At 40.2% G+C, this 15343-nt stretch carries 14 protein-coding genes; 12 read left to right on the top strand and 2 right to left on the bottom strand.

The window, feature by feature from the left end; translation table 11 throughout:
- From ATS72_RS07865 to trmB, 4 genes are read left to right on the top strand one after another with little or no spacing between them, the layout of a single operon-like run.
- Complete coding sequence (locus tag ATS72_RS07865; RefSeq protein ID WP_006791563.1) at positions 1-621, top strand: flavin prenyltransferase UbiX; 621 nt, start codon at positions 1-3, stop codon at positions 619-621.
- A complete protein-coding gene (locus ATS72_RS07860) occupies positions 621-1550 on the top strand; it encodes an ABC transporter ATP-binding protein (protein ID WP_058430189.1) in 930 nt (309 codons plus the stop codon). Before ATS72_RS07865 ends, ATS72_RS07860 begins: the two co-directional genes overlap by 1 nt.
- On the top strand, positions 1551-2318 hold the full coding sequence (locus ATS72_RS07855; protein WP_006791561.1) for an ABC transporter permease: 768 nt from the start codon (positions 1551-1553) through the stop codon (positions 2316-2318).
- Positions 2318-2986, top strand: coding sequence for a tRNA (guanine(46)-N(7))-methyltransferase TrmB (gene trmB / locus ATS72_RS07850; RefSeq protein ID WP_058430188.1), 669 nt, complete (start codon positions 2318-2320; stop codon positions 2984-2986). The genes ATS72_RS07855 and trmB overlap by 1 nt, the downstream gene beginning before the upstream one ends.
- 59 nt (positions 2987-3045) lie before the next feature.
- Here the strand turns inward: trmB and ATS72_RS07845 are convergent, their stop codons facing one another.
- On the bottom strand, positions 3046-4929 hold the full coding sequence (locus ATS72_RS07845; protein ID WP_058430187.1) for an EAL domain-containing protein: 1884 nt from the start codon (positions 4927-4929) through the stop codon (positions 3046-3048).
- Positions 4930-5205: 276 nt separating this feature from the next.
- Here ATS72_RS07845 and panP point away from each other — a divergent pair, with 276 nt between their 5' ends.
- Positions 5206-6834 (top strand): pyridoxal-dependent aspartate 1-decarboxylase PanP, encoded by a 1629-nt coding sequence (gene panP, locus ATS72_RS07840; protein WP_058430186.1) that lies wholly within the window; start codon positions 5206-5208, stop codon positions 6832-6834.
- 55 nt (positions 6835-6889) lie between these two features.
- On the opposite strand, the gene argE is transcribed toward panP, so the two are convergent.
- On the bottom strand, positions 6890-8035 hold the full coding sequence (gene argE / locus ATS72_RS07835; protein ID WP_058430185.1) for an acetylornithine deacetylase: 1146 nt from the start codon (positions 8033-8035) through the stop codon (positions 6890-6892).
- Positions 8036-8257: 222 nt separating this feature from the next.
- Here argE and argC point away from each other — a divergent pair, with 222 nt between their 5' ends.
- The 7 genes from argC (at position 8258) to ATS72_RS07800 (ending at position 15097) form a co-directional block, all read left to right on the top strand.
- Entirely contained in the window at positions 8258-9268 is a 1011-nt protein-coding gene (argC, locus tag ATS72_RS07830) for an N-acetyl-gamma-glutamyl-phosphate reductase (protein WP_008130610.1), read from the top strand.
- Entirely contained in the window at positions 9268-10035 is a 768-nt protein-coding gene (argB, locus tag ATS72_RS07825) for an acetylglutamate kinase (protein ID WP_058430184.1), read from the top strand. The genes argC and argB overlap by 1 nt, the downstream gene beginning before the upstream one ends.
- 7 nt (positions 10036-10042) lie before the next feature.
- Entirely contained in the window at positions 10043-10975 is a 933-nt protein-coding gene (locus tag ATS72_RS07820) for an ornithine carbamoyltransferase (protein WP_058430183.1), read from the top strand.
- Positions 10972-12174 carry an argininosuccinate synthase gene (locus ATS72_RS07815; protein ID WP_008130621.1) on the top strand — a complete coding sequence of 401 codons (1203 nt, stop codon included), beginning with the start codon at positions 10972-10974 and terminating at the stop codon, positions 12172-12174. Before ATS72_RS07820 ends, ATS72_RS07815 begins: the two co-directional genes overlap by 4 nt.
- Positions 12175-12222: 48 nt before the next feature.
- Positions 12223-14088 (top strand): argininosuccinate lyase, encoded by a 1866-nt coding sequence (gene argH, locus ATS72_RS07810; protein ID WP_058430182.1) that lies wholly within the window; start codon positions 12223-12225, stop codon positions 14086-14088.
- A 258-nt stretch (positions 14089-14346) separates the two neighbouring features.
- Positions 14347-14547: a hypothetical protein gene (locus ATS72_RS07805; protein ID WP_058430181.1), complete on the top strand. Its 201-nt coding sequence runs from the start codon at positions 14347-14349 to the stop codon at positions 14545-14547.
- A gap of 16 nt (positions 14548-14563) precedes the next feature.
- Entirely contained in the window at positions 14564-15097 is a 534-nt protein-coding gene (locus ATS72_RS07800; RefSeq protein ID WP_058430180.1) for a hypothetical protein, read from the top strand.
- Positions 15098-15343 lie beyond the last annotated feature (246 nt).

The following is a 15343-nucleotide window of genomic DNA, read 5'->3' as shown; positions in this document are numbered from 1 at the left end:
TTGCAATTTAAAGATAAAATCACCTTAGCGTTTAGTGGTGCCTCTGGCGCACCATATGGTTTAAAGCTGCTTGAAGTGTTACTAGAGCAGCAATACCAAGTGTATGTACTTATTTCTAGCGCAGCCCGAGTTGTGCTTGATACTGAGTCAAACATAAAGCTCTCGGCAAATGAAGACAAAGCCACTGAGCAGTTAAATACGCTATTTGATGCACAGCCACAACAATTACAAGTATTTGGTAAAGATAACTGGTTTAGTCCTGTAGCCTCTGGCTCTGCAGCGCCTAAAAAAATGGTTGTGTGTCCATGCAGTGCGGGGTCAGTATCGGCGATTGCTGTAGGCGCATCTGATAATTTACTAGAGCGTGCGGCCGATGTAGTGATTAAAGAACGTGGCCAGCTTATTTTAGTACCGCGTGAAACGCCTTTTAGCGAGATTCATCTAGAGAACATGTTAAAGCTATCGCGTTTGGGCGTTACCATTATGCCTGCAGCGCCGGGCTTTTATCATAAGCCGCAAAGCATAGAAGATTTAGTCGATTTTATGGTGGCTCGCATTTTAGATCATTTAAACATTGAGCATACACTAACAAAACGTTGGGGTTATGGTGAGGGTAAGTAATGAGTAAGCAAAGTATTGCATTAAATATTGAAGGCCTTACCAAGGTATACAAAAACGGCGTAGAGGCTGTTAAAGGTGTTGATTTACAAGTAGACGAGGGCGATTTTTTTGCATTACTTGGGCCAAATGGCGCAGGTAAATCAACAACGATTGGTGTTATTTCGTCTTTGGTCAATAAAACTGAAGGTAAAGTAGAGGTATTTGGTTACGATATAGATACCCATCTTGAAGCTGCCAAGGCGCATTTAGGCTTAGTACCACAAGAATTCAACTTCAGCCAATTTGAAACGTTGACCCAAATATTAGTAAACCAAGCCGGTTATTACGGTGTACCGCGTAGCGAGGCACATAAGCGTGCTGATAAATATTTAGTTCAGCTTGGTTTGCTTGAGAAAAAAGATAAACAAGCGCGTACTTTATCAGGCGGTATGAAGCGTCGTTTAATGATTGCACGCGCACTGATGCACGAGCCAAAGCTACTTATACTTGATGAACCAACAGCGGGTGTAGATATAGAGTTACGACGCTCTATGTGGGAGTTTTTACGCAAAATTAATGAACAAGGCGTAACGATTATTTTAACTACCCATTACTTAGAAGAAGCAGAACTGTTGTGTAAAAACATTGCCATTATCGATACCGGTCGCATTGTTGAAAACACGACGATAAAAGCACTGCTTGCGAAGCTTGATAAAGAAACGTTTGTACTTGATTTAAAAATGCCAGCTAAGCCAGTCACGTTGCAAGGTTATAAATTTACCATGACGGACGATCACACTATTGAGGTTGAAGTGGCTAAATCACAGGGCTTAAATGCAGTGTTTAGTGCGCTTACAGAGCAAGGCAATACTGTATTAAGTATGCGTAACAAGGCCAATCGATTAGAAGAGCTATTTGTAGGATTACTAGAGCAAGGGCGGGGCGAATAAATGTTTAAATATGGCGTAGCGCTAAAAAGTATATGGATTAAAGAGTGTATTCGTTTTCTGCGTATTTGGGTGCAAACTCTAGTACCACCTGCCATAACAATGAGTTTGTATTTTGTTATTTTTGGTAACCTCATAGGTTCGCGCATTGGTGAAATGGGCGGATTTAGTTATATGGAGTTTATTGTACCGGGCTTAATAATGATGTCGGTTATTACAAACTCATATTCTAATGTGGCTTCTAGTTTTTACTCAACTAAATTTCAAAAAAGTATAGAAGAGCTGCTTGTTGCGCCAGTGCCTAATTACATAATTGTACTTGGTTATATGGGCGGTGGTATGACGCGTGGCATGATGGTGGGCTTTATTGTTACCTGTGTATCGCTGTTGTTTGTTGATATTCAAATACACAATATATTTGTAATTATGGCAACGGTAATTTTAACCTCGGCGGTGTTTGCGCTAGGTGGTTTAATTAACGCTATTTATGCTAATAGCTTTGATGACATTAGTATTATTCCTACATTTATACTTACTCCGCTAACGTACTTGGGTGGCGTATTTTATTCAATTACTTTGCTACCTGAGTTTTGGCAAAATGTATCGCAAATAAACCCCATCATCTATATGGTTAACGCATTTAGGTACGGGTTTTTAGGTGTATCGGATGTTGATTTAACCGTCGCATTAGGTGTGATTTTAGTGTTTATTACCGTGCTATTTACTGTTGCGCTTACATTAATCAAAAAAGGTGTGGGGCTAAGACACTAATGAGTGATGCAAATTCTCGAAGTATTGTATCTAATCAGACCGGTATTCACGAAAAGCTTGATGAAATAGTAAATAAGCATTTAAGCGCCGAGTTTAAAAAGCCCATTGCAGCACACACGCAAGCGGCATTTGATGAGGTTAATGAAAAAGTTAAGGCATTCAATGGCCCTCTTATTTTAGACTCTTGCTGTGGTGTAGGTGAAAGTACAGCTAACTTAGCTAAGCTTCATCCTGATGCTCTTGTGGTCGGGATTGATAAGTCGTCGCATAGGCTTGATAAACACGACGTTCAATATAAGCAAAGCGACAGTGGTCAGTATATTTTGGTACAGGCTGATTTAAATGATTTTTGGCGCTTAGCAGTTGCAGCAAATTGGCAGCCTAGCCACCACTATTTGTTGTATCCAAATCCATGGCCTAAATCTAAACATATTCAACGCAGATGGCACGGTGCAGCTATATTTCCTTATATTGTTAAGTTAGGTGGCTTATTAGAAGTACGCAGTAACTGGGACATATATGTTAAAGAATTTGCAAGGGCGCTTGAACTAACCAGCCATATTTGCGAAGTACAGCCTTATCACAGCGACGATGCAATCACCCCGTTTGAGCGAAAGTATTGGGCCAGTGGTCAGCAAAGTCACCGGCTTATTATTGATTTAACCTAAGTTATTTTTAAGCGTTTTTCTATCGACTCAAAATAGCTTTATCACTAATGTTTGGTTGATTAACAGACTAAGTCAGCATTTTCTGGTGTAGCAAATTGTGGCGCAGGTTGGGCAAAATGGTTACCCTGCATGAGCGTCACATTTGCTTTTTCTAACGCATTTACAATGGCTGCATTTTCGACAGATTCAGCTATAAGCAGTAAATCTAATTGGTTAGCAAATGCCGCTATATGCTCAATAAATAAGTAAATGTCGTTATCGTGTATTATCTGTTTTATCAATCCGCCATCTAACTTAATACCGTCAACTTCAAGTTTTAGAACATTTGAAATATTTGAATAACCGCTACCAAAGTCATCAATTATTACCTTAACGCCTTTACTTTTAACCATAGAAATAAATGCTTTAACTTCAGAATAATTTGCAATCGCTTGGGTTTCTATTAACTCTAAAGTGATATTGCTTGGGTGCGGATAGCGCTTAAGCTCGTTTGTGATGAATTCATTCAAGCTTGGGTCTAACATGTCTTGCGCTGTTATATTTAAGCTCCAACAAATGTTCGTTTTTCTAAAGCGGCTAATACACTGAGAAAATATAGTGCGGGTTAATAACCCGTCCATTCTGGAGCGTGTAACTACATTTAAAAACGCATCGGGTTTTAAAATTTCTCCGCTTGCGGTAACCATTCGCGCCAAACATTCGTACTGAACTATCTGATTTGTTTTGGTATCTATTATTGGCTGAAAGTAAGGCACAATACGGTTGTTATCAAATGCATCATGCACTTCTTTGGCCATTTCTACATTATATTGATATTGAGTTTTAACATCGTGAAGTGCTTTAGAATAATTAATAACTGTGTGCCTACCTTGCTTTGCTTGTAGTGCAGCAATATGAGCATTTTCAAGTAATAGCGATTTATTACCCGTCGCAATACCAGCACACAATGTAATGTATATAAATGGATCAGTTAATAAAGGCGTATTGGCATTATAGGTTTCGATTAAATCGCTCAGCTCTTCATAAGGTGTTTCTTTAGGTGATAGCAGCACCAATTTATTGGTGGCTAAGCGGTATAAATGACAGTTGGCAGAGCAGCGGCTCTTAAAATGCATAAGCAAGTTTTTCATTACTTTATCGCCGATTTCGGTGCCGTAAAAGCTATTTATATCTTCAATTTCATTAACCCAGACAACAGCTAACTGCATATGATGACTGTTACTTTTTTTAAGTAAGTACTCCAACGCAATGTGGTTTTCAAACCCAGTACTGGAGTCGGTTGCTAATGAGCGCTTAAGTAAGTAAACATAAATAGCGGCAACGAGTACAGCTATAAAAAAGAAGAAGCTTGCCATAGCTGCTGCTTTAGAGACGCTTTCGCTTAGCTTTTGGTTAAGATCAAGAATCGTAATATCAGCGCCAGTAAGGTAAGTTTTACCTGTTTTATCGTCAACAAAAGGGATAAATATAGTTTTAAAGTGCCCCCATTGATCGGCCGACACTTCAAATACCGGCTCAGTGGAGTAAAAAGCGCTTATGTTGAGATCGGTTGCTTCTGGGTATATATCTAAATATTGGGTTATTTTGCCATTGTTCATATCGTCTTGCGTATAGCTTGATGCAGTAAAGTATACGCGGTTGTTTTTTAATATCATTGCATATACATATGCCACATCAAGCGCTTGTGCAAACTCGGAAAGTTGCCTGCTTTTGACTTCATAGTCAAAAAAATTAATTTGACCGTTTTGATTCATGGTATTTAGGTAGTCATCACCGAGTATATGCTTAACACTGGCTGCGGCATTAAGAAGGCGTGCATCAACAGATTCCATAATTTCAGCGCGGGTTGTGTGGTAGGTGTAGTAAATATAGACCACTAAGCTGACTAAAAATAAAGCAAAACCAGCCACTAACCAGCTCACTTTCACTCTTCCCTTAAGCATTGCCTGTCCCTTTTTTGTAGTTTTAATGATTATACTTAAAATACAAAATTGCCCAATAAATAATTAGTATTTATTAGATTAAATAAAATTTTAATTAAATTAACACTTTTTTGTCATGCGTGGTGTTGCTTTTAAGGCTTTTAACGAGACATTTTACTTATATTGCAGTACAGTTAGCGCAATTATTTAGAAACACTATTGCTTAACTTACCTCCATATTTGGGCGTTTTTACTAGTTAAACAGGTGTTTTAGCAACACACACACTAGGTATTAAGATGGATCAAAAGCGTTGTGCCGTCGCCTCTAAAGAAAGCCTCAAGCGTATATTTACTGTACCTGAAGCGCCTGACTCAACTTTAAGCAAAATTGAGCTTGAAATATCGAGTAATTTAGCAGGTTTTTTAAACGAAAATATAGCGGCAATCGAAAAACCATTACATGAAATTGAAAAAGACTTTCAAGCTGCGGTGATCCCAGAAAACCCAACGTTTGTATCTGCTTATGCTCAAGACATAATGGAGCAACTTGTTGCTCATTCTGTGCATACAGCTGCACCAAGTTTTATTGGTCATATGACATCAGCTTTGCCGCATTTTTTACTGCCACTTTCAAAGTTGATGGTGGGACTAAATCAAAATCTAGTAAAAATTGAGACATCTAAGGCATTTACTCCCCTTGAGCGTCAGGTGTTAGGTATGATGCATCATTTAGCCTATGGCCAAAACGATGCGTTTTACTCTAAATGGATGCACAGCGCTAAAACGTCATTAGGTGCATTTTGCTCTGGTGGTACGGTTGCAAACATTACTGCGCTTTGGATTGCTCGAAATCGTTTGTTAAAAGCCGATGGTGAATTTACCGGTATTGCATCGCAAGGGATTGTGGCAGGAATGCTGCATTATGGATACAGAGGTTTAGCAGTATTAATTTCAGAACGTGGTCATTATTCATTAGGTAAATCGGTTGATTTATTAGGGATAGGGCGCGACAACTTAGTTGGTATTAAAACAACTGATGACAACAAGGTCGATGTAAATGCCATGCGAGACAAAGCCCGCGAGCTTGAGTCTAAAGGCATTAAAGTAATGGCAATTATTGGTGTTGCAGGTACAACCGAAACCGGCAATATTGATCCCCTCAACGAAATGGCTGATTTAGCGCAAGAGATTAACTGTCATTTTCATGTTGATGCTGCTTGGGGTGGGGCAACGTTATTATCTAATACTTATCGTCCTTTGCTCAATGGTATTGAGCGAGCAGACTCAATAACAATTGATGCCCACAAACAAATGTATGTCCCGATGGGCGCAGGTTTAGTGTTGTTTAAAGATCCCGCTGCAACCGATGCAATAGAGCATCATGCTGAGTATATATTGCGTAAGGGCTCTAAAGATTTAGGTAGCCACACACTTGAGGGTAGCCGCCCTGGTATGGCTATGTTAGTGCATGCTTGCTTACGTGTTATAGGCCGTAAAGGCTATGAAATGCTAATCGATCGAAGCATAAAAAAGGCAAGGTATTTTGCTGATTTAATCAAGGCAGATGAAGATTTTGAACTTATTTCAGAGCCTGAGCTATGTTTGCTTACTTATCGCTATGTGCCTAAGCAAATAAAACAAGCGATTGCTGAGGCTGATGAAAAAACACGGATTGATATTTTTGCTTCACTAAATCGTTTTACAGCCAGTATGCAAAAACGCCAGCGTGAATCTGGACGCTCGTTTGTATCGCGTACTCGTTTGACTCCAGCTCAATACGATAATCAACCTACGGTTGTGTTTAGGGTTGTACTGGCTAATCCGCTTACCTCGGGTATGATTTTAAAAGAGATATTAGCTGAGCAAAAAGAGCTTGCTAAAACAGACCCAGTATTTAAAAAGTATTTAAGCAAATACATGAAATAGTAAATTTAGCATTTATAAAAAAAGACGCTGTTAAGCGTCTTTTTTTATTGCTTAGCTAAAAGCAACAGGCTTTTATAATATTGCTAATGATGTGCTGTGAAGGCTTTATTTTTTCCATTGCTAAAAATTCGTCAGGCTGATGCGCCTGATTAATAGAACCTGGTCCCATAACTATGGTTTCACAACCCAGTTGCTGAATAAAAGGTGCTTCTGTGCAGTAATTAACAGCAATGGCTTTTTGGCCCGCTACCTTTTCAGCTAGTTGAACTAGCGCGCTGTCGGTTCTGCCAGTAAATGCGGGTATTGGGTCATGTAGGTCAATAACACTTACTGAGTTTGGGTATTGCTCGTTTATGTCTTTTGTTGCATCTAGCAGCAGTGCTTGGAGCTCTTGTACACTCAACCCTGGCAATGGGCGCATATCAATATGCATTTCACAACACCCACATATTCTATTTGCGTTGTCACCACCATGAATATTACCCAAATTTAAAGTAGGATAAGGTATTTCAAAGTGATTTAGTGAATACTTATTCTTTAATTGCTCTTTTAAGATCAGTAATTTTGAAGTCACTTTATGCATAACTTCAATGGCGTTTAGACCACGTTCGGGATCTGAGCTGTGCCCTGAGCGTCCTACGACCCTTATAGCTGTACTCATATGGCCCTTGTGTGTAAATACTGGAGTCATATCAGTGGGTTCACCAATAATACAGCGTGCTGGCTTTAAGTTAGGATGTTTGCAAATTTGCTGTGCGCCTGCCATGGTGGTTTCTTCATCTGCAGTGGCAAGTATTAAAATTGGCTGTGTTTGTTGTTTTTCATCTATCTCGCTTATAGCTTGTAATACGAAAGCAAAAAATCCTTTCATATCAATACTGCCTAGCCCATACAGTTTGTTGTCGAGCTCTGTTAATTTAAACGGATCATGATTCCAGCGGCTGTCATCAAACGGCACTGTGTCGGTATGCCCAGCAAGCATTAAACCACCATCCCCGGCTCCTCGTTTTGCTAATAAGTTATAACGCCCTTTTTTACCTTCCAGTTCTATTATTTCACAGGTAAAACCGAGCGTTTCACACCAGTGGGCAAGTAACTCGATAACGTTTTTATTACTCATGCATTCGCTGTCTTCAATTGCACTGATAGACGGGGCTGCAATTAATTGCTGGTACATAGAAATAAACGAAGGCAAAGACATAAAAAAATTCCAAAATAACTATTCAATTTAATTGCATAACAATATAAAAGTATTTATGATGAATATCAATTCACTTTTTAAGCATAAATATATTAAGTAACGCAATGAAGATAATGCGACGATAATCAAAATTCATTAACAAAAAAGACTTACTTAGCACCTAAGCTAGTGTAAGCGAACACATAAATAAGTAGTAATAGATTTTAAGATAATGAGCAAATAATGAATGTAGCGATTATTGGCGCAAGTGGATACAGCGGCGCAGAACTAGCAAGCCTTGTGGCTAAACACCCAAATTTAAAACTGTCAGGTAGCTATGTATCTGAAGGAAGCTTAGATAAACACAAATTACTGAGTGATTTATATCCAGAGCACTTAGGTTTACTTGATACTCCTTTACTTCCTCTTACAAAGTCAGCGTTCGACGACATTAATGCGAATGCAGATTACGTATGCCTGTGTACCGACCATAAAGTAAGTGTAGATTTAGCCCCGCAATTTTTAGCGATGGGCAAAAAGGTGTTTGACCTATCGGGTGGTTATCGCCTTGCAAGCAATGATGATTACGTTACTTATTACGGCTTTGAACATAAGCACCCTGAGTTATTAAATGAATCGGCCTATGGTTTAGCTGAATGGAATAGCAACGACATTGCAAATGCAAATTTAGTGGCTGTTGCAGGTTGTTACCCTACTGCGGCGCTGAATGCGTTAAAGCCACTACAGCAAGCAGGTTTGTTAAGCGACGACAAAATTATTATTAATGCAGTGTCGGGTGTAACAGGCGCAGGGCGTAAAGCCAGTGTAGGTACTCATTTTTGTGAAGTGTCGCTAGCGCCATATGGTTTATTTAATCATCGCCACGGACCAGAAATAGAGCAACACCTTGGTCACCAGGTTTTATTTACACCTCATTTAGGTAACTTTGCTCGCGGTATTTTAGAAACCATTTACGTGCAACTAAAACCTAATGTTACAAGTGAGCAAGTGGCTAAGGCCTACAGCGTGCTTGAAAACGAGCCTTTAATCCGCTTGTTAGGTAGTAAGATCCCGTCAATTAAGGGAGTTGCAAAGCAGCCTTATGTTGATATTGGTTGGCAGCAGCAAGGCTCTCAGCTCATTGTTATGGCAGCCATTGATAATTTACTAAAAGGTGCTGCAGGGCAAGCTCTGCAGTGTATTAATTTATCAATGAATTTAGACCACACTACAGGCTTAAAAGGAGCGTTTTAATGGCTAAAAAAACGTGGGTTATTAAGCTTGGCGGCGCTGTACTTAATACTGAAAATGCTGCTCGTGCGTTATTTGATGTGTTGTCTAATCAGCTAAGTCATAACTTTGTAATTGTCCATGGTGGCGGGACATTAGTCGATACATGGTTAAAAGAAGCCGGTTTTGTTAGCGCTAAGCATCAAGGTTTACGTATTAGCCCAGCAGAACAAATGCCCCATATAGTTGGTGCACTTGCAGGCTGTGCAAACAAGCAGCTAATGGCTCAAGCTATTGCTGCTGGCCACAAACCTGTGGGTTTAAGCCTTTACGAAGCAGGCGTAACCGCATCGCAAAAGCTCAAAGCATTGTGCCTAGTAGGAAAATGCGAAAGCAACAACGACTCTATTATTAACGATTTACTAAACGTCGGGCGCTTACCAATTGTTAGCTCTATAGGTTTTGACGAGCAAGGGCTTTGGTACAACGTTAATGCAGACGAGGCAGCGGCAGCTATCGCCAATAATTTAAATGCAGAACTTATTTTTATGACTGATGTAGAGGCCGTGCTTGACGCTAATAAGCAGCCATTACATCAATTAGATACAAAACACATTGAGACTTTAATTGCAGAGGGAGTAATTGTGGGCGGGATGGAGGTCAAAGTTAAGACCAGTCTTCACGCTGCCCTACACTTACGACGCGGTGTGTATATTTCCAGCTGGCAAAAGCCAGAAAATTTAACTGCTTTGCTGCAAGGCGAGCATGTCGGAACAAAGATTACACCATAGGGTTACCATGTTAGAGAATTTTTTAACGGGTCTAGAATTAGACCAACAAGGCGCACTTAATTTATTAAACCTCGCGCGTGATTTAAAGGCAAAGCCAGAAAAATACAGCCAAGTACTTGCGGGCAAGTCAGTTGTTACGCTATTTGAAAAACAGAGCTTACGTACACGTTTATCGTTTGATATTGGCATTAATCGTTTAGGTGGTCATGCGGTTTATTTAGATCAGCAAAATGGCGCAATGGGCGCACGTGAATCTGTAAAAGATTTTGCACTAAATATTTCAACGTGGGCTGACGGTATTGTAGCGCGTGTAAACCAGCACAGCACGTTAACCACATTAGGTGAGTACTCTTCTGTTCCTGTGGTTAATAGCTTGTGTGACTTGTATCACCCGTGCCAAGCATTGGCAGACTTTTTAACGCTTCAAGAAGTACATGGCGATGTGAGCGAGCTTAAAGTAGCTTACCTAGGCGAGGGCAATAATGTAACTCATTCACTTATGTTACTTGCTGCAACACTGGGTACTGATTTTGTGGCAGTAACGCCTAAAGGCAGCTCGCCTGATTCGCAAATTCTTAAAAAGGCCGAGCAAATAGCAGCTATGAATGGCGCATCAGTAATGGTGAGTGACCGTGTAGAAGCGGCGGTTGGCGCAAACGTTGTTTATGCTGATACATGGGTGTCTATGGGCGATGTTACGCCTCTTGAGCAAGTTAAAGAAAAATATATGCCATATCAGCTAAACCAAGCATTGCTAGATCAAACAGGGGCGACTACGGTATTACATTGCCAACCGGCACACCGTGAGTTTGAAATTACCTCTGAGGTAATGGATGGCCCAGCATCAAAAATTATTCAACAAGCAGAAAATCGCATGCATGCGCAAAATGCTCTGCTAGTTACATTACTAAATCCAAATTTTGTTAAGGAACACCTATGAGTTCAATTAAAAAAGTCGTTTTAGCCTATTCAGGTGGTCTAGATACATCGGCTATAGTGCCATGGTTAAAAGAAAATTACGGCTGTGAAGTAATCGCGTTTGTTGCCGATGTAGGTCAAGGCGCAGAAGAGCTTGAAGGCGTTGAAGAAAAAGCCATCGCATCAGGCGCATCAGAGTGTTACGTAGTTGACTTAAAAGATGAAATGGTAAGTGAATACATTTACCCAACGCTTAAAACGGGCTCTATTTACGAAGGTACTTACTTACTAGGTACTTCAATGGCGCGTCCAATCATTGCTAAAGCGCAAGTTGAAATTGCACGTAAAGTAGGTGCCGATGCGCTGTCGCATGGTTGTACGGGTAAGGGTAACGACCAAGTTCGTTTTGAATCGTGCTTTGCAGCGCTTGCACCCGATTTAAAAGTCATTGCTCCATGGCGAGAGTGGGACTTATCAAGCCGTGAATCACTACTCGATTACTTAGCCGAGCGTGATATTCCGTGTTCTGCTTCAGCAACAAAAATTTACAGCCGTGATGCTAACGCATGGCACATTTCCCACGAAGGCGGCGAGCTTGAAGACCCATGGTGTGAGCCTAGCGATCAAGTATGGACTTGGACTAACTCTCCTGAGCAAGCACCCGATAAAGCCGAGCTAGTAACATTAAAAGTTGTTGAAGGTGAAGTGGTTGCCGTCAATGGCGAAGAGCTTAAACCTTATGATTGTTTAGTTAAATTAAACGACATTGCATCACCGCATGGCGTTGGCCGTGTTGATATAGTAGAAAACCGTTTAGTCGGCATGAAATCGCGCGGCTGTTACGAAACCCCAGGTGGTACCGTGATCATGGCGGCCCTTCAAGCAATAGACGAGCTAGTACTTGATAAATCAAGCCGTAAGTGGAAAGAAGTATTAGGCGGCGAATTTTCGCATTTAGTCTATGACGGTCGTTGGTTCACACCACTAAAAGACTCTATTTTAGCGGGCGCTGAGGCGTTATCTACATTAGCAACCGGTGAAGTGGTACTTAAGCTTTATAAAGGCCAAGTGACTGCGGTTCAGAAAAAATCACCTAACAGCCTATACAGCGAAGACTTTGCGACCTTTGGCGAAGATGATGTGTATGACCAATCACATGCTGAAGGTTTTATTCGTTTATTCTCGCTTTCAAGCAGAATTTCGGCGTTGTCTAAAAAGTAAATTTTACGCCCCTTGTAAAAGGGGCATTTCAGGGTTTGGAGATATTTCATGGCATTATGGGGCGGACGTTTTTCTACGGGTCCAGACGAGGCGTTTAAGCAATTTAACGACTCTCTTCCATTTGACTACCAACTAGCAGAGCAAGATATTATTGGCTCTGTTGCATGGGCTGGCGCACTTGAACAAGTTAACGTGTTATCAAACGATGAGCACAAAGAATTAGTATCGGCATTATACGAGCTACTCGAAGAGGTAAAAGCTGACCCAATGGCTGTAGCTACATCCGGTGCTGAAGATATCCATTCGCATGTTGAAGCGGCTCTAATTGAGAAAGTGGGTGACCTAGCTAAAAAGTTACACACAGGTCGCAGTCGAAATGACCAAGTAGCCACCGATTTCAGATTATGGTGCCGTGATACTGCCGATCATATTTTAAAAGCCATTGCGCAATTAAAAGCTGAATTTGTTGCGTTGGCTGAACGCGAACTAGGTACTATTTTACCTGGTTATACCCATTTGCAACGTGCACAACCCGTACTATTTAGCCACTGGTGTATGGCGTATGTTGAAATGCTAGAACGCGACGAAAGCCGTTTGCAGGACGCTAAAGCCCGTATGAACTATTGCCCGCTAGGCAGTGGCGCATTGGCTGGCACTGCTTACCCAATTGACCGCCAAACACTTGCACAAGGCTTAGGCTTTACAGGGGCGACAAAAAATAGCCTTGATGGCGTTTCAGACCGTGACTTTGTTGTTGAGCTATTAAGTTGTGCTTCAATTTCAATGATTCACTTATCGCGTATGTCTGAAGATTTAATTTTTTATAACTCAGGTGAAGCGGGCTTTATTGAACTTGCCGACAATGTTACATCTGGCTCGTCTTTAATGCCGCAAAAAAAGAACCCAGATGCACTTGAGCTTATTCGTGGTAAAACAGGCCGTGTATTTGGTGCCTTTAGCGCCATGATGATGACCCTTAAAGCACTACCACTTGCTTACAATAAAGATATGCAAGAAGACAAAGAAGGCATTTTTGATGCAATGCCCACATGGCTTGCGTGTATTCATATGGCACAAGCGTGTATTAAAGGCGTAAAAGTTAAAGGTGAGCGTACATTGGCTGCGGCAAAAGGCGGCCATGCAAATGCAACCGAGCTGGCTGATTACTTAGTTGCTAAGGGGGTACCTTTCAGAGAGGGGCATCATATTGTAGGTGTGTTGGTACAGCTTGCAATAAGTGAAGATAAAACCCTTGAGGAGCTCTCACTTGAACAATATAAATCAGTAAATGATGTGTTTGAAGACGATGTTTATCCGGTACTTGAAATAGACGCCTGTATTAAAGCGCGTCAAGCAGTTGGCGGCACCTCCATTGAGCAAGTCACTAGCGCAATTAAAGCAGCCAAAAAAAAACAGCAGATAACGGTTCGTGATGCCAACCTAGACGACGTTGAATCAATTGCAAAACTTATTCAACATTGGGCAACGGTCGGCGAAAACTTGCCGCGTGCTAAAAGCGACATGGTGCATTCGATTAATGAATTTGCTGTAACCGAAATAGACGGCAAAGTGTCGGGCTGTGCATCGCTGTATATATACGATACCGGCCTTGCAGAGATACGCTCTTTGGGTATTGACCCGCAAAGTGCAGTAACTGGGCAAGGGCGGCAATTAGTTGACCATTTACTAATAAAAGCCAAAAAATTGGCACTTAATCGCGTAATTGTACTTACTCGCGTGCCAGACTTTTTTGAAAAACAAGATTTTGCTTTTTGCAGCAAAGACAGCTTGCCAGAAAAAGTAATGAAAGATTGTGAATTGTGCCTTCGCAAAGAAAACTGCGACGAAGTAGCAATGGAATACATTTTAAAGCCAAGTAACAAAGCGGCGATCCCGTGTAAATTCGTGGCTTAAACTCCCTGGATACAAAAAACGTACGGTTACCCCTGTGCGTTTTTTTATGCCTGAACTTATCTGGTCGGAGGTGTTTTGGTTGTCTCAACTTCTAGTAATTTACTTAAAAATAAAATTCAAATAAAAGTTGGTACATAGCTTGCTAATAGCTATGTAGTTATAAATAGCAACTACCACCATGAGTAGTGCATATACCTACACAATGGTGTGATTTAGTTTTACGCCAATTAAATTTAAACTTTTATAAGGATCAATTACATGCAAATTTCAGCTAATAGCCAAGTGCAAATGCAAGCATACAACAAAACACAACAATTACAGCCTGCGGCTGAACAAACTACTAGCACTAAAACCCTACAATCTGATACAGTAAGCTTCTCGCAAGAAGGTTTAAGTGCGGCCAGTGCTGATTTAAGTCGTTCGGCAATAATAGTAAACCCGCCAGCTAGGCCAAAGTAATAATTTAAGGCGTTAGATGCTCTTACAAAATTTATTTGGGTTATTTTCTCTCTCTGCATTTTTTATGTGGGGATTTTTAATGGCCTTTTTTTTTAATATATTTATTTATGCAATAGGTTTAAAAAAAGGCACCACCCTTTTATTCAGCTCTTTTGTAATGATGTGTTCATACACTTTATCAGATTATTTTTTTACATGGCTTTCAATTAAAAATTCACTCTATCTGCAATTTGCCTTGTATGACATTGCGACTATTTTCGCACTTATTTGTGTATACAAAATAGTAAAAAAAACCACGCCATCTTTTTTATATTTAGTATTAGGCCTTAGCATAAATACCATTTTCTTTTTGTTAATGTACATAGACGGTAATGTTTTGGAAAACAACAAACATTGGTGGTTTTGGGAGGTGTTTATTTACACTGTCAACCTAATTGATATTACAATGATAGTAGCTTTAATAGTTGATAGAGATATTTTAGGGCTTCATAAACTTAAAAATGCAATCCGCACTTTACTAAATCCAAGCGCTAATTCAAAAATGCCCTAGCTTAAAATTATTTTTTATTTTTGCGATGAAAAAACGTCAAAGCATAAATTTAAGAGCGGTCACTCTACAACTAATGACTATATTTTGACATCTATACTTTATAAAGTATAAGCCACATGTCACTCAGCTTTAGAATGTAAAATAGAAGCATACTCCTAAAACTTGGTAAACAACTAAATCATGAAACGCTTTAAAACTAGCCCCAATTATCTATGTAAATTAGTGCATTTTTATAATGGGTATTTT

Origin of the sequence: Pseudoalteromonas sp. 13-15, from assembly GCF_001468205.2 — a bacterium.
Classification (GTDB): domain Bacteria; phylum Pseudomonadota; class Gammaproteobacteria; order Enterobacterales; family Alteromonadaceae; genus Pseudoalteromonas; species Pseudoalteromonas marina.
The sequence above is the reverse complement of the archived record's forward strand: the minus strand, read 5'-3'. Positions and strand labels throughout refer to the sequence as shown.

Excerpts from the sequence above, each read along its gene's own strand:
- ATS72_RS07860 (WP_058430189.1), top strand. The coding sequence starts at position 621 with ATGAGTAAGCAAAGTATTGCATTAAATATTGAAGGCCTTACCAAGGTA.
- ATS72_RS07855 (WP_006791561.1), top strand. The coding sequence starts at position 1,551 with ATGTTTAAATATGGCGTAGCGCTAAAAAGTATATGGATTAAAGAGTGT.
- trmB (WP_058430188.1), top strand. The coding sequence starts at position 2,318 with ATGAGTGATGCAAATTCTCGAAGTATTGTATCTAATCAGACCGGTATT.
- ATS72_RS07845 (WP_058430187.1), bottom strand. The coding sequence starts at position 4,929 with ATGCTTAAGGGAAGAGTGAAAGTGAGCTGGTTAGTGGCTGGTTTTGCT.
- panP (WP_058430186.1), top strand. The coding sequence starts at position 5,206 with ATGGATCAAAAGCGTTGTGCCGTCGCCTCTAAAGAAAGCCTCAAGCGT.
- argE (WP_058430185.1), bottom strand. The coding sequence starts at position 8,035 with ATGTCTTTGCCTTCGTTTATTTCTATGTACCAGCAATTAATTGCAGCC.
- argC (WP_008130610.1), top strand. The coding sequence starts at position 8,258 with ATGAATGTAGCGATTATTGGCGCAAGTGGATACAGCGGCGCAGAACTA.
- argB (WP_058430184.1), top strand. The coding sequence starts at position 9,268 with ATGGCTAAAAAAACGTGGGTTATTAAGCTTGGCGGCGCTGTACTTAAT.
- ATS72_RS07820 (WP_058430183.1), top strand. The coding sequence starts at position 10,043 with ATGTTAGAGAATTTTTTAACGGGTCTAGAATTAGACCAACAAGGCGCA.
- ATS72_RS07815 (WP_008130621.1), top strand. The coding sequence starts at position 10,972 with ATGAGTTCAATTAAAAAAGTCGTTTTAGCCTATTCAGGTGGTCTAGAT.
- argH (WP_058430182.1), top strand. The coding sequence starts at position 12,223 with ATGGCATTATGGGGCGGACGTTTTTCTACGGGTCCAGACGAGGCGTTT.
- ATS72_RS07805 (WP_058430181.1), top strand. The coding sequence starts at position 14,347 with ATGCAAATTTCAGCTAATAGCCAAGTGCAAATGCAAGCATACAACAAA.
- ATS72_RS07800 (WP_058430180.1), top strand. The coding sequence starts at position 14,564 with ATGCTCTTACAAAATTTATTTGGGTTATTTTCTCTCTCTGCATTTTTT.